Annotated in this window: 21 protein-coding genes and 1 pseudogene; 9 read left to right on the top strand and 13 right to left on the bottom strand. The window is 75.2% G+C overall.

The annotated features are described in order from the left end of the window. Positions 1-262 precede the first annotated feature (262 nt). The 4 genes from F8R89_RS34015 to F8R89_RS34030 are packed head-to-tail and all read left to right on the top strand — an operon-like array spanning position 263 to position 4,956. Positions 263-1,396, top strand: coding sequence for a polyprenyl synthetase family protein (locus F8R89_RS34015; protein WP_151787609.1), 1,134 nt, complete (start codon positions 263-265; stop codon positions 1,394-1,396). After that, positions 1,393-2,967, top strand: coding sequence for a phytoene desaturase family protein (gene crtI, locus F8R89_RS34020; RefSeq protein WP_151787610.1), 1,575 nt, complete (start codon positions 1,393-1,395; stop codon positions 2,965-2,967). Before F8R89_RS34015 ends, crtI begins: the two co-directional genes overlap by 4 nt. Next, entirely contained in the window at positions 2,954-3,955 is a 1,002-nt protein-coding gene (locus F8R89_RS34025; protein ID WP_151787611.1) for a phytoene/squalene synthase family protein, read from the top strand. Before crtI ends, F8R89_RS34025 begins: the two co-directional genes overlap by 14 nt. Beyond that, entirely contained in the window at positions 3,952-4,956 is a 1,005-nt protein-coding gene (locus F8R89_RS34030) for a DUF5914 domain-containing protein (protein WP_151787612.1), read from the top strand. The genes F8R89_RS34025 and F8R89_RS34030 overlap by 4 nt, the downstream gene beginning before the upstream one ends. A gap of 159 nt (positions 4,957-5,115) precedes the next feature. Here the strand turns inward: F8R89_RS34030 and F8R89_RS34035 are convergent, their stop codons facing one another. From F8R89_RS34035 to F8R89_RS34050, 4 genes are all read right to left on the bottom strand, one after another. Further along, on the bottom strand, positions 5,116-6,672 hold the full coding sequence (locus F8R89_RS34035; RefSeq protein ID WP_151787613.1) for an FAD-dependent oxidoreductase: 1,557 nt from the start codon (positions 6,670-6,672) through the stop codon (positions 5,116-5,118). Beyond that, positions 6,669-7,403 carry a methyltransferase domain-containing protein gene (locus F8R89_RS34040; protein WP_151787614.1) on the bottom strand — a complete coding sequence of 245 codons (735 nt, stop codon included), beginning with the start codon at positions 7,401-7,403 and terminating at the stop codon, positions 6,669-6,671. The genes F8R89_RS34035 and F8R89_RS34040 overlap by 4 nt, the downstream gene beginning before the upstream one ends. Continuing rightward, positions 7,400-8,611 (bottom strand): lycopene cyclase family protein, encoded by a 1,212-nt coding sequence (locus tag F8R89_RS34045; protein WP_151787615.1) that lies wholly within the window; start codon positions 8,609-8,611, stop codon positions 7,400-7,402. Before F8R89_RS34045 ends, F8R89_RS34040 begins: the two co-directional genes overlap by 4 nt. Before the next feature lie 344 nt (positions 8,612-8,955). After that, a complete protein-coding gene (locus F8R89_RS34050; protein WP_151787616.1) occupies positions 8,956-9,948 on the bottom strand; it encodes a MerR family transcriptional regulator in 993 nt (330 codons plus the stop codon). A gap of 146 nt (positions 9,949-10,094) precedes the next feature. Between F8R89_RS34050 and F8R89_RS34055 the strand changes: the two genes are divergently transcribed. Continuing rightward, positions 10,095-10,718, top strand: coding sequence for an RNA polymerase sigma factor (locus tag F8R89_RS34055; protein WP_151787617.1), 624 nt, complete (start codon positions 10,095-10,097; stop codon positions 10,716-10,718). Between the two features lie 190 nt (positions 10,719-10,908). Continuing rightward, positions 10,909-11,184 carry a hypothetical protein gene (locus F8R89_RS34060; protein WP_151787618.1) on the top strand — a complete coding sequence of 92 codons (276 nt, stop codon included), beginning with the start codon at positions 10,909-10,911 and terminating at the stop codon, positions 11,182-11,184. An 11-nt stretch (positions 11,185-11,195) separates the two neighbouring features. Here the strand turns inward: F8R89_RS34060 and F8R89_RS34065 are convergent, their stop codons facing one another. Next, positions 11,196-11,402, bottom strand: coding sequence for a DUF2180 family protein (locus tag F8R89_RS34065; protein WP_151787619.1), 207 nt, complete (start codon positions 11,400-11,402; stop codon positions 11,196-11,198). Between the two features lie 249 nt (positions 11,403-11,651). Here F8R89_RS34065 and F8R89_RS34070 point away from each other — a divergent pair, with 249 nt between their 5' ends. Continuing rightward, on the top strand, positions 11,652-12,830 hold the full coding sequence (locus tag F8R89_RS34070; protein ID WP_151787620.1) for an aromatic ring-hydroxylating oxygenase subunit alpha: 1,179 nt from the start codon (positions 11,652-11,654) through the stop codon (positions 12,828-12,830). 21 nt (positions 12,831-12,851) lie between these two features. On the opposite strand, the gene F8R89_RS34075 is transcribed toward F8R89_RS34070, so the two are convergent. Beyond that, positions 12,852-13,265: an SRPBCC family protein gene (locus F8R89_RS34075; RefSeq protein ID WP_151787621.1), complete on the bottom strand. Its 414-nt coding sequence runs from the start codon at positions 13,263-13,265 to the stop codon at positions 12,852-12,854. A 208-nt stretch (positions 13,266-13,473) separates the two neighbouring features. Here F8R89_RS34075 and F8R89_RS34080 point away from each other — a divergent pair. Beyond that, a pseudogene (locus F8R89_RS34080) lies at positions 13,474-14,715 on the top strand (cation:proton antiporter); the annotation flags it as partial. A gap of 102 nt (positions 14,716-14,817) precedes the next feature. Continuing rightward, positions 14,818-15,150 carry a DUF3140 domain-containing protein gene (locus tag F8R89_RS36995; RefSeq protein ID WP_225994675.1) on the top strand — a complete coding sequence of 111 codons (333 nt, stop codon included), beginning with the start codon at positions 14,818-14,820 and terminating at the stop codon, positions 15,148-15,150. Between the two features lie 10 nt (positions 15,151-15,160). Here the strand turns inward: F8R89_RS36995 and F8R89_RS34085 are convergent, their stop codons facing one another. From F8R89_RS34085 to F8R89_RS34115, 7 genes are all read right to left on the bottom strand, one after another. After that, positions 15,161-15,619 carry an SRPBCC family protein gene (locus tag F8R89_RS34085; protein ID WP_151787623.1) on the bottom strand — a complete coding sequence of 153 codons (459 nt, stop codon included), beginning with the start codon at positions 15,617-15,619 and terminating at the stop codon, positions 15,161-15,163. 108 nt (positions 15,620-15,727) lie between these two features. Then, positions 15,728-16,132 (bottom strand): ATP-binding protein, encoded by a 405-nt coding sequence (locus F8R89_RS34090; RefSeq protein WP_225994575.1) that lies wholly within the window; start codon positions 16,130-16,132, stop codon positions 15,728-15,730. Between the two features lie 73 nt (positions 16,133-16,205). Continuing rightward, a complete protein-coding gene (locus F8R89_RS34095) occupies positions 16,206-16,577 on the bottom strand; it encodes an STAS domain-containing protein (RefSeq protein WP_151787624.1) in 372 nt (123 codons plus the stop codon). Positions 16,578-16,700: 123 nt separating this feature from the next. Continuing rightward, the gene (locus F8R89_RS34100) at positions 16,701-17,111 is read right to left on the bottom strand and encodes an STAS domain-containing protein (RefSeq protein WP_151787625.1); all 411 of its coding nucleotides are present in this window, start codon (positions 17,109-17,111) and stop codon (positions 16,701-16,703) included. Beyond that, positions 17,108-18,214: a B12-binding domain-containing protein gene (locus tag F8R89_RS34105; protein ID WP_151787626.1), complete on the bottom strand. Its 1,107-nt coding sequence runs from the start codon at positions 18,212-18,214 to the stop codon at positions 17,108-17,110. Before F8R89_RS34105 ends, F8R89_RS34100 begins: the two co-directional genes overlap by 4 nt. Further along, complete coding sequence (locus F8R89_RS34110; RefSeq protein WP_151787627.1) at positions 18,211-19,866, bottom strand: SpoIIE family protein phosphatase; 1,656 nt, start codon at positions 19,864-19,866, stop codon at positions 18,211-18,213. The genes F8R89_RS34105 and F8R89_RS34110 overlap by 4 nt, the downstream gene beginning before the upstream one ends. A 56-nt stretch (positions 19,867-19,922) precedes the next feature. Further along, positions 19,923-20,903, bottom strand: coding sequence for an EamA family transporter (locus F8R89_RS34115; RefSeq protein WP_192806306.1), 981 nt, complete (start codon positions 20,901-20,903; stop codon positions 19,923-19,925). Between the last annotated feature and the right edge of the window lie 17 nt (positions 20,904-20,920).

Consider the following 20,920-nt stretch of genomic DNA (forward strand, 5'->3'; position numbering starts at 1 on the left):
CGGGAACGCACCCGGGCGGTGGTCCACTGGGAGTCCGTTCCACTCCGTCATGTCCCGGTTCGGGCCCGCGAGGGACGCGGGGACACCGGGTGAGCCGCGGGCTCTCAGGGGTACGCGGGGCTCACCTTCGCGGCCGTGTTCGGCCCATGGAGTGCATTCGACCGGCAGACCGAGCAGGCGGGGAACACATGGGCGCATCCACACCCGAGGCGTCGGCAGAAGTGCAGGTGTGCAGGTGACGGAGAGTGAGAAGGGGCCGCGCATGCTGGAACTGAGGCCGACGGCGGCCGACGCGGCCCGCGCGCCGGCGACAGCCCTCGACGCGGCCCGCGGTGTCGACGCCGTACTGGACGACGTCCTGGACGCGCGACTGCGGCAGGCCCACCAGGTGGACCCGGTCTTCGCCGAGGACGTCGCCGGCCGGGTCGCCGGCCTGATCCGCCGCGGCGGCAAACGGCTGCGCACCGCGTTCGTCTGGTGCGGATGGCGGGCGGCCGGCGGCACGGGCGACGCCGCCGCGGTCCTGCGTACCGGCGCCGCCCTCGAACTCCTCCAGGCGTGCGCCCTCATACACGACGACCTGATGGACGGCTCACCGCTGCGCCGGGGCGGCCCCACCATGCACGTGGAGCTGGCCCGGCTGCACGGCGCCGCCCGGATGACCGGCTCGGGGGAGGCGTTCGGCGCCTCCGCCACCGTCCTCGCCGGCGACCTGGCGCTCGCCTGGGCCGACGACCTGCTCACCGAGACGGCGCTGCGCCTCCCGCAGGGCCCGCGGCTGTACGAGGAATGGCGGGCCATGCGCGGCGAGATGGTCGCCGGGCAGTACCGCGACCTGCACGCCCAGGCCACCGGCGCGTCCGGTGTCGAGGAGGCGCTGACCGTCGCCACCCTGAAGAGCGCCCTCTACACCGTCGAGCGGCCCCTCGCGCTGGGCGCCGCGCTCGCCGGGGCAGACGTCCGCACCGTGGACGCGCTGCGCCGCGCCGGACGGGACGCCGGGCTCGCCTTCCAGCTGCGCGACGACCTGCTCGGCGCGTTCGGCGACCCCGCGCTCACCGGGAAGCCCGCCGACGACGACCTGCGCGGCCGCAAGCTGACCTATCTGCTCGCCGTCGCCGTCCGGCTCGCCGCCGCGTCCGGTGACGAGGAGGTCGTGGCGGCGCTCGCCGCCGACCCCTCACCCCGGCCGGACGCCGCCGTCGAACGGATGCGCAAGGCACTGGAGTGGACCGGCGCCCGCGCGCTCACCGAGACGAAGATCGCCGAACTGGCCGCCGCGAGCCTGCGGCACTTCGAGGGCACCGGCGCGGACACCGCCGTACGCGAGGAGTTCGCCGCGCTGGTCGCGCGCGTCTCGGGCGGCGTCCCGCAGCGGACGGAGGACATCGCGTGAGGACCGTACCGGGACCGACGGAACACGTCGTCGTCGTGGGCGCCGGCCTGTCCGGCCTCGCCTGCGCCCTCCATCTGCTGGGCGCCGGACGCCGGGTCACCGTCGTCGAACGCGACGCCGGCCCCGGCGGCCGGGCCGGACGCGTCCAGCTCGGCCCGTACGCCGTCGACACCGGGCCCACCGTCCTGACCATGCCCGACCTGGCCGACGAGGCGTTCGCGGCGGTCGGCGACAGCCTCGCCCGGCACGTCGACCTGATCCCGCTGCACCCCGCCTACCGGGCGCGGTTCGCCGACGGCAGCGCGCTGGACGTGCACACCGACGGTGCCGCGATGGAGGAGGAGGTGCGGCGGTTCGCCGGACCGGCCGAGGCGGCCGGCTACCGGGACCTGCGGGACTGGCTGGAACGCCTGTACCGGGCGCAGATGGGCCGCTTCATCGACGCCAACTTCGACTCCCCGCTGCAGCTCCTCGGCCCCGACCTGGCCCGGCTCGCCGCCCTCGGCGGCTTCGGCCGCCTCGACCGGCGGATCGGCCGTTTCCTCGGCGACGAGCGGCTGCGGCGTGTCTTCTCCTTCCAGGCCCTGTACGCCGGAGTCGCCCCCGCCCGCGCCCTCGCGGCCTACGCCGTCATCGCCTACATGGACACGGTCGCCGGCGTCTGGTTCCCGCGCGGCGGCATGCACGCCCTGCCGCGCGGCATGGCCGACGCGGCCGCCGGGGCCGGCGCCGACCTGCGCTGGTCCGCCGAGGTGGAGTCGCTGGAGCAGTCCGGCGGCCGGGTCCGCGCCGTCCGTCTCGCCTCCGGGGAACGCATCGCCTGCGACGCGGTGGTCCTGAGCTGCGAACTGCCCGACGCCTACCGGCTCCTGGGCCGCACCCCGCGCCGCCCGGTCCCGCTGCGGCACTCCCCGTCCGCGGTCGTCCTGCACGCCGGCACCGACCGCACATGGTCCGGACTCGCCCACCACACCCTGTCCTTCGGCGCGGCCTGGGAGTCCACCTTCGACGAACTCACCCGCACGGGCGCCCTGATGAGCGACCCTTCCCTGCTCATCACCCGCCCCACCGCCCACGACCCCGGCCTCGCCCCGCCCGGACGGCATCTGCACTACGTCCTGGCCCCCTGCCCGAACACCGACGTCGGCCCGTCCGCGCCCGCCTGGCGCGACCTCGGCCCCCGCTACCGGGACAGTCTGGTCGCCACCCTCGAACAGCGGGGCCTGACGGGCTTCGACGCGAGCGTCCAGGAGGAGATGCTGGTCACCCCGCTGGACTGGACCGCCCAGGGCCACGCGGCGGGCAGCCCCTTCTCGGTCTCCCACACCTTCGCGCAGACCGGCCCGTTCCGGCCCCGCAACCTCCTGCGCGGCCTCGACAACGCCGTCCTGGCCGGCTGCGGAACCACCCCCGGGGTGGGCGTGCCCACGGTCCTCGTCAGCGGCAAGCTCGCCGCCGCCCGCATCACCGGCGTCACCGCGCGCCGCCGCCCGCCCCGCGCCCGTACCCTCCCGCCGACCGGGCGCACCGCGCCCGCCCCGACCGTACGAGGTACCGATGTCCCGTCGTGAACTCGACGCCGCCCGGATCACCGACCCCGCGCTGCGCGACGCCTACCTGCGCTGCCGCACCCTCAACGCCCGCCACGGGCGCACCTACTTCCTCGCCACCCGACTGCTGCCGGTGGAACGCCGGTGTGCCGTGCACGCTCTGTACGGCTTCGCGCGCTGGGCCGACGACATCGTCGACGACCTCGACCGCGACCGCACCCCGGCCGAACGGGACGTGCTGCTGCGCCGCCTGGAGAGCGACCTCGCGCACGGACTGCGCACGGGCGGCGGCGACGAGCCCGTGGTCCGCGCCGTCGCCGACACCGCCGCCCGCTACGGCATCGACACCGCGCTGTTCGCCGACTTCATGGCGTCCATGCGGGCCGACCTGACCGTCACGGACTACCCGACCTACGCCGACCTGCGCGCCTACATGCACGGCTCGGCCGCGGTCATCGGCCTGCAGATGCTGCCGGTGCTCGGCACCGTCGTCCCCCGCGAGGAGGCGGCCCCGCACGCCGCGGACCTCGGTGTCGCCTTCCAGCTCACCAACTTCCTGCGGGACGTCGGCGAGGACCTCGACCGGGGCCGCGTCTACCTGCCGGCCGACCTGCTCGCCGCCCACGGGGTGGACCGGCCCCTGCTGGAGTGGAGCCGCCGCACCGGCCGGCGCGACCCGCGCATCCGCGCCGCGTTCACCGCCGCCGAGGCCCTGACCCGCGAGGTCTACCGGGCCGCGGAACCCGGCATCGCCATGCTCGAACCTCGCGTACGCCCGTGCATCCGCACCGCGTTCACCCTGTACGGCGGCATCCTCGACGCCATCGCCGAGCAGGACCACGACGTCCTGCACCGCCGCGCGGTCGTCCCGGCCGGCCGCCGGGCGGCCACCGCCGCGGCCGGCGCGATCCGCATCCTCGCGGCCCGCCGGCACACCACCACCCGCGCCGCGCACCCGGCACCCCATGCCGGGCGCCCGGCGCCGCAGACGAAGGGGCAGGCAAGGTGACCCGACGACCGGACGACGCCCGCTGGACCTCACCGCTGCGCTTCCGGCGCCCGCCGGACTGGGCACGACAGCGGCCCTCCTGGCGCGAGGCGCGCCCCGCGCTCATCGCCGACGCCCTCAAACGTGCCTCGGCCCGCCCCTCCGGCAACTGGTTCGTCGTCGGCGCCTCCCGCGACATCCGAACCGGCGAACGCCCCTACGGGCGCACGGTCGGCGGCGTCGAGGTCGTGCTGTGGCGCGGGCAGGACGGGACACCGCACGCCGGGTCCGGCATCTGCCCGCATCTGGGGGCGCCGCTGCGCGACAGCCGCGTGGTGTGCGGAACGCTGGTGTGCCACTGGCACGGACTCGCCCTGGACGGGGCGCCGTTCGCCGGCTGGGAGCCCTACCCCGTGCACGACGACGGCGTCCTCGTCTGGGTACGGCTGGACCAGGTCGGCGGCGAGGAGCCGCTGGAGCGGCCGGTGGTGCCGCGCCGCCCGGCGGGGGGCGCGCTGGACGCCGTGTTCACGGCGGTGGGGGAGTGCGAACCGCAGGACGTGGTCGCCAACCGGCTCGACCCCTGGCACGGCTCGTGGTTCCACCCGTACTCGTTCGTCGACCTCAAGGTGCTCGGCTCACCGGACGGCGACGGTGACGACGCGTTCGTGGTCGACGTCTCCTTCCGGGCGCTGGGCTCCTGGGTGGTGCCGGTACGCGCCGAGTTCACGGCCCCCGACCCCCGCACCGTGTTGATGCGGATCACCGAGGGCGAGGGGGCGACGTCCGTGGTCGAGACCCACGCCACGCCGCTGACCGCCGAGGGCGCGAGCAGGCCGCGCACCGCGGTCGTCGAGGCGGTCGTCGCCGCCTCCGACCGCCGCGGCTTCGCCCTGGCCAAGGCGGCCGCCCCCGCCCTCCGCCCACTGATCCGCCGCACGGCGGGCCGCCTGTGGCGCGACGACCTGGCCTACGCGGAACGCCGCTGGACGCTGCGGAGCACGGGGCGCTTTCCCGGCTGAGGGCTGACGGCTGTTACGGCGCTCGGTGACAGGGGGCAAACGCCCCAGCCCGAGCGCCGCGCAGCCCCTCGCACACCGGGCGGGACGACGCCGGGCACGACCCTGACCAGGCCGCCCCCCCCGTGCAGTACCTCCGGGCGCGGCGCGTGCCCCGCACCCTCAGCGTCCCGCCACCGCCCCCAACGCCCGCAGCACCGCCGACCGGCCCGCGCGCGGCACCGTCCACAGGACCTGGCCGCGCACCCCCCGCTGGGCCAGCAGCACGTTGGCCGCGAGGAAGCCCGTCGTGGCGGCGCGTTCCATCAGGGCCACCGGGAGGTCGCAGCGGATGGCGTCCCCGGCCAGGGTCAGCCAGGGGTGCGGGGTGCGGACGCGGGGCCGGCGGTCGTAGGAACCCACCGGGAACAGGGGGCAGTCGGCACGCCACTCGTGGCGGGCGTCGATCACCCGTGCCTCCCGCGTTTCCGGGTACACCTCGTGCAGCCGTTCCAGGAGACCTCGTTCCACCTTCTCGTGCCGGCCGCCCGTGACCGCGTACGCATGCAGTTCCACCACCGAGCCGCCGGTCCGGTGCGCCCAGCGCCGGGCCTCGCCCTCGTAGCGGTCGAGGACGCTGATGTTGTCGAGGCCGTCGTAGCCGCTGGTGCCGAGGAAGCCGGGCCGCTCCGGGCGGACGGGACGGTCCAGCCAGAGCCGGGACACGAGGAACGGCGGGGCCGTCCGCAGCGCGTCGATGTCCTCGCGCCAGTCGGCCGTCCCCAGACCGGGCGACGCGGCTACCAGCTGCCGCAGCGCACCGGGATCGAGCGCGAGCACCACCGCGTCGTGCGCCGTGGCCCCGGCGTCGGTCTCCACCTCGGCGCCGCCGCCCGCGCGGGGCTCCACGGTGTGCACGGGTGTGCCGGTGCGCACCACCGCGCCCAGCCGTTCAAGGTAGTCGCCCAGCGGCTCCCACAGCGCCTGCGGGAACGGTTCGTCGGGCACGTCGAACAGCAGGCCCTCGGACGACCCGAGGAAGTAGATGTGGAACATCAGCAGCAGCTCGGCCGCCGACAGCTCGTCGGGGTCGGCGAAGAAGCTCCGGGAGAACACCTCGAACGCCAGATGGTGCGCGGTCTCCGGGAACCGCACCCCGTCGAGGAAGCGCGTCGCGCTGACGTCGTCGAAGCGCTCGTACACCTCCGGCACCCGCACGTCGAGCAGCGGCAGGGCGGCGCGCGCGTTCATCGCGGCCAGGTCCCGCCAGCCGAACGTGGGGCTGAGGACGACGAAGCCGAGCGCGCTGAACGGCGGGGTGCGGGGCACCTTCGCGAAACTGTCGGTCAGGCCGCCGCTGTGCCGCAGCGGGTAGTCGGGCAGCGGGGTGAGCCGGTCCAGCCCGGGATCGGTGCGCCGCAGCAGGCCCCGCAGGTTGTAGTACTGGCGGAAGAACGCGTGGAAGCCACGAGTCATCGTGACCTCGGAGCCGTCCGTCAGCCGGGTGCGCGCACCGGCGAGCCGGCCGCCCAGGGACTCCTCCCGCTCGTACACGGTCACCCGGGCGCCCCGCTCGGCGAGCAGGGTGGCCGCGGCGAGCCCGGCGATCCCGCCGCCGATCACGGCGACGGACGGCGCGTCCCCGGGCGCGAACCGGTCCCGGCCCGGCGAGGGCATCAGCACCTCGGCCTTGCGGTCGCGGCCCCGGCGGGCGGCGGGGCGGCGGGTTCCGGCGTTCATCGGGCCTCCTCCGGCCGCGCGGAGGAGCCGTTGCGGGCCAGGAAGGTGTGCACGATGCCGGTCTGCCACCCGGCGACGGGCAGCGCCCGTGCGTCCGTGAAGCCGGCCCGGGTCAGCCGGTCCGTGAACTCCGGGGCGGTGTCGAAGCCGAGGACGCTGTGCCCGAGGTGCCGGTACAGCGCGCGGTCACCCGTGAGCGTGCCCATCGGGACGATCACCCCGTCGCACACCGCGCGCCACAGCGCCCGGTGCGTCGCCGACCCGCTGAGGCTGTACTCGTGGACGGCGAGCCGCCCGCCCGGCCGCAGCAGCGAGGACCGGATGGTGCCGAGCACCTGGTCGGGGTCGGTGACGTTGCGGAACAGATAGGCGGCGAACACCGCGTCGTACGGGCCCTCGTCGTCCGTCACCGTCTCCTCGGCCGTCCGGTGCAGGAACCGCACCCGCTCCGGCCACGGCTTCTCCAGCGCCCGGCGCAGCATGCCGGCCGACGCGTCGACGGCGGTGACACGGGCGCGGGGCGCGGCCCGCAGCAGGGCGCGGGTGGAGGCGCCGGTGCCGCAGCCGAGGTCGAGGACGTGCAGCCCCTCACCGTCCCGGGGGAGCCGCAACCGGCGTGCCGAGCGCAGGAGTTCGGCGCGGTAGCCGGGGTTGAGCGCGGTGAGACGGTCGTAGGTGCCCGACGCGTGGTCGAAGGCGCGGGCCAGGTCGTGGTCGCGCAGCAGTGTCATGGGAGGCGGTCTCCGGATCGTGGGGCGGGGTGGGATCGGCGGGGCAGGAAGGGCAGTTCGAGAGCGGTGCGCAGCATCGGGCCCACGGGGCCGCGCAGTCCGATGGACCACTCCTCGCGGAGCGTGGTGGCGCCGTCGAGGAACCGCAGCAGCCGCTCGGCCGGGGTGTGGGCGAACAGCCCCGTGAAGAAGGCGGGTCCGTCGATCCGCCCGGTGTCCAGGGCGCGCAGCATCACCGCGTCCATGGCGAGGGCCCGCCGCCCGTGCGGCGCCGGCACGTGCGGGCGGCCCCCGGCCAGGGAGGCGGCGATCGCCCGGCTCTGACGCTGGGCGGCGGCGAAGGTGTAGCCGGTCGAGGGGCGGGTCGCGCCGCCCGCCGTTCCGATCCGGTACACCACGGGCCCGACCCGTACCGGGAACCGCGCGTCGGTCATCGGCACGACACCCTGCTCGGCCGTCTCCACGGCGAACTCGCCCAGGCCGAGGACGTCGTGGCAGTACCGGTCGAGGGCCTTCTCGTACGCCGGGGTGGTCAGGGGCGTCCGGGAGAACTCGGTGTACTCGACGAGGGCGCGGTCGGGCGCCAGCGGCAGGACGTACCCGAACGCGAGCCCGTGCGCGGGCTGCGGCACCCGGAAGTCCATCAGGTCGGCGACAGCGGGGTCGAACCGCGGCTGTTCCGTCCGTACGAACCAGCCCCGGAAGTGCTGCAGCAACCGCGTGCGGGCCGGCGGCAGGGCGCCCGGGGGCCGTGAGTCGAAGACGAGGCGGGCCCGTACGGTCAGCCGACTCCCGTCCGGCGCCGTGCAGTCGGCCTCCGCCCCGCCGGGCGTGTCGCGTACCGCGCCGGCCGTGGCCCGCAGGACGCCGCAGCCGGGCCGCTCCGCCAGCCGGGCGTGCACGTACTCCTCGAAGCGCGTCGAACGCAGCATCCGGTACCGCAGTGGCGACGGGTCGACGGTGTGCGCGGCGCCGTCGCCGCCGTGCACCCGCAGCCGCGGCCAGGACGCGCTGACGATCTCGTCGAGGCCGCAGGTGCCGTCGTCCCAGAAGCACCAGGTGCGGGGCGGGGGGCGGGACGGGCCGTCGGGCGGTTCCACCACGAGCACGCCCACCCGGCCGGTCCCGGCCAGCCGGTCGGCGAGGGAGAGCCCGGCCGCACCGCCGCCCAGGACCAGCACGTCGGTCTCCCGGACGGTTCCGCTCATACGGCCCCCCGGCGGGTGGCCGTGCGCACAAGGGGGCCGTCGGTGGTCACGCCGCGCTCCGGATCTGGGGGTCGGTCGCCGTCTCGGTACGCCCCCTCTTCCGGCCGACGCCCGGCCCCGGATGCACCCGGGCAGGACCGGGCGACGCCGTGCGCGCGCACCGGCGTCCGCTCCCCGCGGCTCCCGTACGGACAGGCCGTCATGGTCCTCCTCGCCTCGTCGCGACCAGAGCTACCGCGCCGGGCGGGCCGTGGGCGGACGGCCCGCCCGTGGCCCCGGCGCGGCCACCCGAATCGCCCTGCGCGATGCGCGTACCCGATGCGCGGCGGCCGAGACGGCTCCGGTCACCCCGGCATGTTCTGCTCCACGGCGGCGACCCCCTCCGCCAGGCTCGTCGGGCGGGGCATGCCGGGCATCGGGGCCCCGGCCCAGCCCGGCCCCAGGGGCAGCACGACCGGTCGCCGGCGCGCCCCCCGCACCCCCCACTCCATCGCGGCCACGTGCTGGGCCAGCGGCCGGCTCGCCGTCGACCGCGCCTGCGCCCACAGCCCCACCACCGAGGGCCCGGTCCGCCGTACGGCCGCCACCAGCGACCCGGCCGGCAGCGCCCCGCCGAACATCCGCACGGGGACGCCCCGTTCGGACAGGGCGGCGGCCAGCACCTCCAGCGGAAGCGTGTGGGTCTCCCCGGGCACGCAGGCGAGCACGGCGACGGCGTCCGGGCGGTCCGCCGCGACCGGTCGCGCGCCGCGCCGCAGCGCCCCGGAGACATGCCAGGACAGGAAGTGCTCCACCTCGACGTAGCGGTCGCCCGAGCTCTCCCACTTCCGGCCCACCGCCTGCAGCGTCGGCATGATCACCTCGGTCCAGGCGGTGATCATGCCGTGCTCCTCGATCGCGTCCGCGAGCAGGGCGTCCAGCGCGGACGCGTCCAGCCGCAGCGCCGCGCGGGCGATGCCCTTGCACTCCTGGCGCACGTCCCCGAGCCGCAGCCCGCTGCCGGCCCGGCTGCGCCCGGCCGTGACCCGCCGGGCCGGGGGATCGACGCGCGGGCGGGAGGCACCGGTGTCCTCCGGGGCCTCCTCGCGGGCCAGGCGAGCCGCCTCGGCCGGGGGGAGGCCGTTGGCGGTGAGCGCGCACATGCGTTCCAGCCGGGCGATGTCGGCGGGCGTCCAGCGGCGGTGCCTGCCGCCCGTGTGCGCGTCCGGGCCCAGGCCGTAGCGCCGGTCCCAGGTGCGGACGGTCGTGGGGGCCACCCCGAGCCGCCGGGCCACCTCGCCCGTCGTCAGCCCGCCGCCGCGCCCGGCGTCCCCGTCGTCGTTCGTGCGTGTGTCCACCCCGGCAGTGTACGACGCACAAACGACGCGTGTTGCTTGCGTCGTTTCGCCGTTCCGACACTGAGGGCCGCGCCGGTGAGCGGCGACAGTCACGGCTCGTCCGGCGGCCTTCCCGGCACACGGCGAGCGGCAGGAGGAACCGGGCCATGAGCACGCAACTGCGAACCGTCACGTCCGCGCCCCCGTCCGCCGGCGGGGCGCCGGCCGAGGAGACCCTGTACGAGGAGGAGCTGGCCCGCGGTCTGCTCGCCGCCGACGAGCGGGCCTTCGCCGCGATCTACCGGCGCTGGGGCTCGCTGGTCCACACCATGGCCACCCGGTCCCTCGGCGACACCCACGAGGCCGAGGACGTCACCCAGCAGGTGTTCATAGGCGCCTGGCGGGGCCGGCACGGCTTCCGTCCCGAGCGCGGCCCGCTCGGCGCCTGGCTCGTCGGCATCACCCGCCGCAAGATCGTCGACGCGCTCGCGGCCCGTACGAGGCGGCTGGCGCTGGCCGAGGCCGCCGGACACGGGTCCGGACCGGCGGTGGCCGGGGGCGCCGGGCCCGACGACGTCCTGGACCGGGTCCTGCTGGTGGACGAGCTGTCCCGGCTGCCCGCCCGACAGCGGCAGGTGCTCTGCCTGGCCTTCTTCCACGACCTGACGCAGGCCCAGATCGCCGAGCGCACCGGCCTGCCCCTGGGCACCGTCAAGAGCCACACCCGCCGCGGCCTGTACCGCCTCCGGGCCGCGCTCGAACAGGGCCGCGCCGACACGCACGCCGCGTAGACCCCTGCCCCGGACCGACCGGACCGCATCCACAGCACGCCTCACGCCGCATCCCCGCACCGCATCCACCGCACGCCCCGCGCCCGAAACAGCGACGAGCGAAACAGCGACGAGTCCCCACCCAGGACGAGTGCACGCGCGAGAGGACGATCCATGAAGGCCCGCTCCACCCCACGGCCCCCCGGCCGCCGTGTCTGAGGCCGAGCCCCGGCACCTCGCGCCCGCCACCCTGGTGGAATGGGCGCTGCGCGGCGACGGACCCGGCGACGACGGCGAAGCCGCACGGCACCTCACGGGCTGCGCGGGTTGCCGGGAGCACCTGTCGCGGCTGCGCCGGGTCGTGACCGTCGCTCGCGAGGTCGAGGCGCGGGACGTCCCGTCCGCACCCGGCCGGCACGTCTGGGAGCGCATCGAGGACGAACTGCGCTCCTCACGCGAGCCGGACGACCCACGGCCCGAGGACTGAGCCGGGCGCCCTCAGGGCGACTTCTCGGCGGAACGGCACACCGGGCACGTCATGCGCCGCGCCGGACGGCTGTGGATGACCTTGCCGGGCTGCGCGGAACCGCGCATCTGCACCGGCTCCGTGTGGACGTGCTCGGGGCAGACGGCCGCTCCGCACACGTTGCACACCGCGACCGCCTCGGTCGTGCGGTCCACCTGGTTGCATTCGTAACAGTTCATATCCGGACCTCTCCGCCGGCGCGCCCGACAGCGTCGGCCCCGCACGCCTGCCGGGGGCCGGAGCTCCCGGCGACTGCTCCGCATGGCTATGGAATGCCCGGCGGCGCCCCGCCGCAACTCAGGCGCCCGCGACGGCCCCTCACCCCGGTGGACGTGCTGGGCGGGACAGGGCCCCGCCCCGCCGTGACGATGAGCGGGGTGCACGCGGCAGCGGCGGCCCCCGCCCGTCGTCCCGACGCGAGGAGAGCCATGAACGGACCAGACGCCGGCGGTGCCCCGGAGGGCGCCGTCCCCGACCTGCGGCGCGTAGGGGCGCACCCCGACTTCTGGTACCCGGTCGCGCTGTCCCGCACGGTGCGCCGCGGCCGGGCCGTCGCCGCCGTCTTCGCCGGGGAACGCATCGCCCTGTTCCGGACCCGCGGCGGCATCGTGCACGCCCTGGAGGACCGGTGCGCCCACCGGCAGGTGCCGCTCAGCATGGGCGTCGTGGAGGGCGAGACGCTGCGCTGCTGCTACCACGCCTGGGCCTACCGCGGCGACGGCCGCATCTCGCAGATCCCCTACCTCTCCAAGGGCGACCGCAGGCCGCCGCGCGGCGTGCGCGGCTACCCCGTCCGCGAGGCGTACGGGCTGGTGTTCGTCTTCCCCGGCGACCCGGAGAAGGCCGCCGTCACCGAACTCCCCGACCTGCCCGCGTACGGCTCAGCGCACTACCGGACCATGACGTTCTCCCGGACGGTGCGCTGCCACTACTCGTTCATGCACGAGAACCTCCTCGACATGAACCACCAGTTCCTGCACCGGGGCGTCGTCGGCACCCTGCACCCCGAACTGCTCGGCTACACCACCACGCCCCGCTCGGTGGAGGCGCGGTACCTGTTCACGCACGCCGGCGGCAAGCGCAACCGGGGCGCGGGCCTGCTCGCCGCCGAGGGACTGAGCGGCAAGGACTCCGCCGACGTCATGACGATCCGCACCGAGTACCCGTACCAGACGCTCGACCTGGTGCCGGAGGGCGCCGACCACCCGGCGTTCCGGCTGTGGGCCGCGTACGTCCCCGAGGACGCCGAACAGCGCACCTGCCACGCCTACGGCCTGCTCATGATCGAGAAGCCGAAGGTCGCCGCCGCGCTGCACCTGGCGTGGCCGCTCATCCGGCGGTTCACCGAGCGGGTGTTCGCCGAGGACCGCATGGCCGTCGAGGCCGAGCAGCGGGCCTGGGACGAGCAGGGCGAGGACCGCAACCACGAGGTCTTCCCGCTGATCCTGGACGTCCGCTCGGTGCTGCGCGGCAACGGCGTCCCGCTGGGCGCCGGCACCCCGGTGTGCGGGCCGGGCCCGTCCGGCGGCTGCGCGGAGGCCGCCGCGGGCCGCAGCCCGGCGTACGGCGGGATGGGCGTCGAGTTCCCGGCGGTCGACGGGAGCTGACCGGCCGTGACCCCGGCGTGCTCAGCCCGCCGCGTTGTCGACGCGCAGCCGCACCTGCTCCTCCAGACGGGCCAGACTGCCGTCGAGGGCGTCCGCGACCCGCGCCTCACCGGGGTCGTGGCGTTCGTCGAGGAAGGACAGATGGAGGGTCACCTCGCTGGCGCCGCTGTCGATCCCGGCGACCTGGAGCCAGCCCGCGTAACTGCCGTCGTCGCGGGTGCCCCACTCCAGCCGCATCTGCTCGGGCCGCGACCGCAGCAGCGCCGAGGTGTCCTCGTGGGTGCGGTCCTCGTGCACGGTCACGGCGGGCAGCTCCTCCGGCTCGACGTGCACCGCGTCGGGCAGCCAGCTGTCCAACTGGTCGAGGTTGGCGGCCTGGTCGAAGACGTGCTCCGGCTGCGCGGGCATCGTGCGGGAACGCTCGTACTCGGTCATCGCTGCACCAGCCTTGCCTCGGGTGGTCCGGCTGACCGCGTTCCCGGGCCGCGCGGCCGTAACCGTCCCGCCCTCGTGACGGCAGGGACGGAAAAACGGTCATGGGAGGCCCGTGCCCGGGGTACGCGGGCCCGGTCCAGGGTGACGGCCGTGACGCCGCGCGACGCGCGGGACGGCACACGGCACGACGGGGAGGCGGGCACACGACGTGACCATCGGTGACGCGGTCAGCGCGTGGCTGGGTGCGGGGGCGCTGCTCGCGGCGGTGCTGCCGCGGGTCGTGGCGGGACGGCCGCTGTCGCTGCCGCTGGTCTTCCTGGCGGCCGGTGTCGGCGTGTACCTGCTGCCCCTCCCGCTGCCCGAGGTCGATCCGGTCGCCGACCGGCTGCTCACCGAGCACATCACCGAGATCGTGGTGATCATCGCGCTGATGGGCGCCGGGCTGGCCCTCAACCGCCCGGTCGGCCTGCACCGCTGGGGCACCACCTGGCGGCTGCTGGGCATCACCATGCCGCTGACGGTCGGGGTGACGGCGCTGACCGCCTGGTGGCTGCTGGACTGGCCGCCCGCCGCCGCGCTCCTGCTCGCCGCGGTCCTCGCGCCGACCGACCCGGTGCTCGCCTCCGAGGTCCGGGTGGGGGAGCCCACCGAGGACCCGCACGACGAGGACGAGGTGCGCTTCTCCCTCACGAGCGAGGCGGGACTCAACGACGGCCTCGCCTTCCCGCTGACGTACGCGGCGCTGGCGCTGGTGGCCGCCGCGGGCAGCGGCTGGTCGGCCGACTGGATCGGCGAGTGGGCGGCGAAGGACCTCTTCCTGAAGTCCGTGATCGGCGTGGTGAGCGGTCTGGTCGTCGGGCGGCTGCTGGGCTGGCTGTTCTTCTGGACCCGCTGGCCCGTGCTGCGGCTGTCCGAGCACCGGGAGGGCTTCGTCGCCCTGGGGGCGACCTTCCTGTCGTACGGGGTGACGGAACTCGTCGGCGGGTACGGCTTCCTGGCCGTGTTCGTCACCGCGTGCGCGCTGCGGGCGGCCGAGCGCGCCCACGGCTTCCACAACGTCCTGCACGACTTCGTCGAACAGGTCGAACGGTTGTTCACCGCGGCCGTGCTGTTCCTGCTGGGCGCGTTCGTCGCCCGGGGCGGCCTCGCCGACCTGACCTGGCAGGGCGCGGTCACGGCGGTGCTCCTCGTGCTGGTGATCCGCCCCTGGGCGGGCTGGGTCGGGCTCCTCGGCGGACGGCCGGGCCGCCGGGAACGCCGGGTGATCGCGGCGTACGGCATCCGCGGCATCGGATCGCTGTACTACCTCGCGTACGCCCTCGGCCACCACGCCTTCCCGGTGGCGGCCCGCGAGCTGTGGGCGGTGGTGACGTTCACCGTGCTGCTCTCGGTCGTCGTGCACGGGGTGACGTCGGGCCCGGTGGTCAGCCGCCTGGACCGGCTGCGCGACGCCGCGGAGGACGGCCGGGACGGAGGAGCAGAAGCTGCGGAACGGGCCCGGCGCCCCCAGGCTGGACCCGAGCACCCCGGCGACGGACGGAAGAGGGACGGCGTGGACGACGCGGAGCGCGAGGAGACCTGGAGCGAGTTCCGGGACGTGGTGAACATGACACCGTCCCGGCTCGACGAGTGGCTCGGGACCGACGAGTCACGCGAGGCCGGGCAGCACAAGGACGGCGGCGAGTCCACCGGGCACGCCTCCGGGCGGCGGATCGCCGAGATCCTCCGTACGAAGAAGGGCGACCTGACGGACGACGACTACGGGCACATGCGCAAGGTCGTCGGCTATGTCCGCCGCCATCTGGCCCAGCGGCCCTCCGGAGACGTGAAGGAGAGCCGCTGGCGGTACTCGCTGATGAACTGGGGTCACGACCCGCTGGCCTGACGGCCGGCGGTCAGCTCGGCGCGATGGCCGTCTCCGCCGCCGTCCTGATCCGCTCGCCGAACGCGGGCGCGTCCTTGCGGGAGGCGGCCACGGCCAGGCCCACCAGGAGCTTGCCGATCCCGTGGCCCTCCAGGACGTTGTAGAGGCGGACCCGGGTGCGGCCGTCGCCGACCGGCTCCAGGTCGTAGCCGCCCTCGTCGGCCGTCACACTGTTCTTGGACACCTCCTCCCACCGGATCCGGGCCGGAGCCTGGAGCTCGGTGATGCGGAACTCCCGGGCCGTCTTCATCCCGGCGTCCTTGACGGTGCTGCGGAAGACCGTGCCCACGGCGGTCGGCGCGTCGGGGACGCGCTCGATCCTCTGCACACGGGGGCTGAACTGCGGGTCGTTGCGGCCGTCGGCGAGATAGTCGAACACCGCGTCCACGGGCCGGTCGACCTCGAAGGTCGTCTCGAACTGTCCGGACATCGGCACTCCTCCCAAGTCGGGGCAGTCGTCTGCCCGCGACCCTATGGGAGAGCGGCCCGGCTCGCGAGGCGAACGGGTGAACGCCCCCGCGCTCCGGAGTGCCGGGGTCTACGCGTCCGGGCCGGCCGCCATGACGACCCGGATGGTCTTGCCCTGGGCCGTGGGCGTGACGGTGACCTCCCGGCTGAGCTGCCGCACCAGGGGCCATCCGAAGCCGCCCGGGGTGGCGGCGCGGGTCCGCGGCACCGTGTGCGGGACGGTCGGCGAGGCGTCGGTGACCTCGAGGATGAGCAGGTCGCCGTCGAGGGTGGCGTCGAACGCGAGGAGACCGCCGCCGTGCCGTACGGCGTTGGTGACCAGTTCGGTGACGACGAGCAGGATGTCGTCGACCATGGTGGGGGAGGCGTCCGCCCGCTCGGAGCGGTCGCCCAGGAGAGCGCGGACGTGCGAGCGGGCCATCGCGGCGGTGACGGGCCGCTGCGTCGGTGCGGCGGCGAGCTCTGCTGCGGTCACATCTCCTCCTTCGTGCCCCACTTGCCCTGAACACCCCTTTTCTGGTTCCCGCGAAGCGGGTGAGTATGGCTGGTCATCCCCGACGAGAACTGATCTCCTCGCGGATCAGGTCCAGCGCCGACGCGAGGTCGGGTGCGGTGGTGAAGACGCGGGCGGTGTCCGTGAGGTTCAGCAGGCGCCCCACGAGCGGGCCGACCGCCGCCAGGACGAACGGCAGGCCGGCGGCGGCGTGGCCCCGCTGGGCGGTCAGCAGCGCGTGCAGCAGGGAGGAGTCGGCGAACGTCACCCCGCCGAGGTCGGCGACGGTGGCGGCCGCGCCGCCGGCGCGGGGCGCGGAGAGGGCCGCGGTGACGGCGTCGGCCTCGTCGGCGTCGAACTCGCCGGTGACCCGGACGACCCGCACGTCCTCGACCAGGGTCTCGATGATCTCGGCTTCCTCGTTCACCGGAGCATTCTCACAGGTGGCCGCGCGCGGGAGGAAGGTGGGTGCGCACCAGGGCCCCGGCCCCCGCGCACCGCGTGCGGTGACGGCCGGGGACGGCGGGGCGCAGGGCGGGTGCCGCACGTGTCAGGTCGGGGGCGGCGGTGGGGGAGGGGACGCCGCGCCGGTCTCGCCGGACGCGCCGGGTGCCTCGGTGCCGGTGGCCTCGTCGAAGAGGAAGGCCGTGCCGGTCATGTCCAGCAGGCGCCGCAGCAGGGCGGGCCGGTTGTCCAGGCGCAACGGGACCTCCGCGTCGGCGCAGCCGCGGTGGATCATGAGCAGCGAGGCCAGACCGAGCGAGTCGCACAGGGTCAGCCGCGCGCAGTCCAGGTGCAGCCGCGCGGGCGCCGGGTCGGCGCGGAGCAGCGCGCGCGCCGCCTCGGTGAGGTCGTCGGCGCTGTCCCAGTCGAGGTCGCCGGTGATGCGGATGTGCGCGTCCCCGGAGGCGTCCAGGGCCGTCTCCAGGTGGAAGTCGCTGTCGTCGGATGCGGTGTTCATGCGGGTGCGCCGGGTCCGGGTACGGAGGGACGGGTGTCACGCCGGCGCAGCGTGTCGCGTCCCTGGTCGAGGAGTCCGAGCGTACGGGGGAAGTCCTTGAGCTCCTCCTGGAGCAGCACCAGGGCGGGGTCCAGCACGCGCGCGGGCACCTGGCGGGCCTCCAGGATGTCGGCCGTCCAGTCGAGGAAGCCGGTGAACAGGCTGCTGTCGTCGGTGTACAGGGAGCAGGTGAGGAACTCGACGATGTGCATCACGTCCTCGGCGGTGCGCTCGCGCTGGGCCTCGCTGTAGGCGCGCATCGCGGGCAGCCGTTCCTCCAGCCCCGCCAGGGTGTTCCGGACGAGCTGCCGTCTGGCGCGGGTGACCAGCGTGTACTCCTGGTCGACCAGGTGGGGCAGGTCCTCGACGCTCTGCCGGACGGCGCCGCCGGCCGGGCGGGGCAGCCCGCGTTCCAGCAGGCCGGCGGCGGACCGGGCGTCCGGGGCCCAGGCGTCGGCGCCGAGCAGCCGGGCGTAGCGGCCGTCGATTCCGAAGGCGGCGCCCCCGGCGACGACCGGGATGCCGATGGCCTGCACGGCGGTGATCGCGCTGTGCGCGGCCGGCAGCCGCAGAGGCAGCGAGGACGACAGGGCCACCGCGGTCGGCGCGGTCGCGTGCAGATGGGCGATGAGGTGCGGAGTCGGCACCTGGGCGCCGAGGAAGTCCACCCGGTGGCCGCGCAGCCGCAGCACCTCCGCCAGCAGCCGGGCCGGCAGGGCGTGCCATTCGCCGTCCACGCAGGCCACGGTCACGGTGGTCGTGGGGGTCTCGGTGGCCGGCGCCGGGACGCGGTGCGCCATGGCGGCGATGATCCGCTCGTGGATCGCGGTGGCGGAGTGCTCCTGGGCGACCGAGAAACGGTTCTCCGCCCAGGCGCGGCCGACCTCCCGCTGGGTGTACGCGATGACGTCGAGCAGGACGGCCTCCGGGTCGGCGCCGTCGTCCAGCGCGGCGAACACCGCCTTGGCGGCGGCGTCCTCGTCCCGGGCGCACACCGCCTGCCACAGCTCCTCACGGGCCCGCTCGAGCGTCCCGTCCTCCTGCGCGGTCGTCATGTCGGTCATGCGGTGTACCTGCCCGCCGTATGGCCGTCCACGGCTGTGAGATGCGTCGTACGGGGAGCGGTGATCGCCATCACCGCGATGTCGTCGTGCCGGTTGTCGCCGATCCACTCGGCGACGAGCATGTGGATCCGCTCGACGACGGCCTCCGCCGGCATCCCGGCGCACTCGGCCAGCGCGTCCTTCAGCCGTTCGTCGCCGAACATCACGTCGCCCAGCGGCCCGCCGCGGGCCTCGGTGACCCCGTCGGTGTACAGCAGGCAGGTCTCGCCCGGACGCAGGTCCACCTCGGCGGTGACCGACTTCACGTCCGGCAGGACGCCGATCAGGGTGCCGGACGTCGGCGCCTCCTCGACGGTGCCGTCCTGCCGGACGATCAGCGGCAGCGGATGCCCGGCGCTGGTCAGCCACAGATGCGTGGTGTTCTCCCGGCGCAGGACCGAGGCGAGCACCAGGGTGGCGAAGCGGGTGTGGCGGCTGTTGAGCAGCGTGCCGTTGAGCAGGCGCAGCAGATGCTGGTGGTCGCCGGCCAGGGGGAGCAACGCCTGGAGCGTGCTGCGGATCTTGCCGGTCAGCACGGCGGCCTCCAGGCCCTTGCCGCACACGTCGCCCAGCACCGCGAGGCTCTGCTCACCGGGCCCGGCGCCCGGATGGACGTCGTAGAAGTCCCCGCCGACACGCTCGGTGTCCTGGGCGGCCCGGTAGCTGCCGGCGAACTCCACGCCGTGGACGCGGCGCAGCAGCGGCGGGAGCAGGTCCTCCATGAGCGTGGCCGTGATGGAGCTCTGCTCCATGTAGAGCCGGGCCGCGGACAGGGCGGCGCCCGCGCGGGCGGCGAAGACCCGCGCGAAGATCTCCTCGGAGGCGTCGAAGGCGGCGTTGTCGCTGCGCCGCAGCAGGATCAGGGCGCCCGCCGGGACGCCGTGCCCCGGCAGGGGCGTCACGACGACGGAGCCGACCGGCCCGGTGAAGCCGTCGGGCAGCGCCCACTCGGGCAGCGCGGACGGGTCGATCCAGCGGGACGGCACGGGCGGGAAGCCCTGCAGGGCCTCCTTGAGGCCCGGGACCTCGGCGGGGTCGACCCGCAGCGTCCGGTGCGCGACCCGGCCACCCGCGCAGAGGGACAGGGGGTGGCGGCGTCCGGTGGCGGGCGCGACGAGGACGGCCGCGTCGGCCAGGTACTGCGTCGCCAGTTCGACCGCGACCTCCATGCACCGCTCGGTGTTCAGCGACGCCAGCAGCCGGTTGGAGGCCTCCGCGAGGAAACCGGTGCGCTCCTGCTCCTCCTTGAGGGCGGCCTCCGCGAGCTCCCGGTGGGTGTCGTCGACGAGCCACCACACGACCTCGCCGCCCGCGCCGGGCGTGGCGTGCGCCTCCAGCGTCCGCTGCCCGTGCCGGCCGCGTACGGGCCCGGACGCGGCCTCCCCGGCCTTGACGGCCCGCCGGTGGCCCTCCGCGAGCCAGTCCGGGGCCGCCTCGGCGAGGGGCACACCGCGTCCGGCCGCCGGGAAGAGCCGGGCGGCCTGCGCGTTGACCTCCACCAGGGTTCCGGTCGCGTCCACGACCAGGGAGGGGTAGGGCGCCCGCGTCCACGCGGCACCCACGGACGACAAGAGCTCCTGCCCCGGGGGCGAGGAGCCTTCGACACGCACCATATTCGTCAGCTCCGCGTCATACGGACCTGATCACCCTTCGTTCGACGTCAAATCGTTCACCTTCTCCCCGAGCCTCGCAGCCCGCCACACGGCCCGTCAATCTCGGCCGGAGCGGCCCCGTGCGCGGAGCGGCCTTGTCGAGTACCCAGTCCCGCCCGGATGTAACGTCCCGGGGGCGCCGGTGCCGGGGCGGGCGGCCGGGGGCGGCCCAGCGCGACCCCCAGGAGGACGAGGACGAGTCCGCCGCACTGCTGGAGGGTCAGGGCCTCCCCGGCGACCGCGACGCCGAGCAGCACACCGGTGACCGGGTTGAGCAGCCCGATCAGGCCCACGGTCCCCGCCGGCAGATGACGCAGCCCGGAGAACCAGGCGACGAAGGCGAGCGCGGTGGCCACCAGGCCCGTGAACGCGAAGGCGAGCAGCGCGGACCCGGAGAGCGCGGGCGGGCCTCCCTCGACCGCCGCGGCGAGCGGGAGCAGCAGCACGCCACCTGCCGTGAGCTGCCAGGCGGTGGCGGCGAGGACGTCGACGTCCGCGCTCCACCGCTTCGTCAGGGTGTGGCCGAAGGCGGAGACCAGCATCGCCGCCGCCGAGGCGAGCACGCCCGGCACGCTCACCGACTCGCCGCCCGTCAGCACCATGAGGCAGACCCCCGCCAGCCCGGTCGCCGCACCGGCCAGATGCGTGATCCCGGGCCGCTCGGACACCAGGGACCAGGCGATCAGCATCATGGCCAGCGGGGACGCCGCCATCACCGTGGACGCGACGCTCGTCGGCAGCAGCTGGGAGGCGGCGTACACGAGGACGAAGAACACGCTCACGTTGAGCAGGCCCAATATCGCCGCGCGCCCCCACCACGCCCCGCGCGGACGTCTGCGGCACAGGGCCAGCAGCACGAGTCCCGCGGGCAGGGCCCGCAGGGCCGCCCCGTACAGCGGCCGGTCGGCCGGCAGGTACGCGTGCGTGACGTAGTAGTTGGCCCCCCAGGCCACCGGCGCGATCGCGGTGATCGACACCCACCGCATATTGGCTTCCATGGAAGACAATATAGCTT

The sequence above is a fragment of the Streptomyces sp. SS1-1 genome, from assembly GCF_008973465.1.
In the GTDB taxonomy this organism is placed as follows: domain Bacteria; phylum Actinomycetota; class Actinomycetes; order Streptomycetales; family Streptomycetaceae; genus Streptomyces.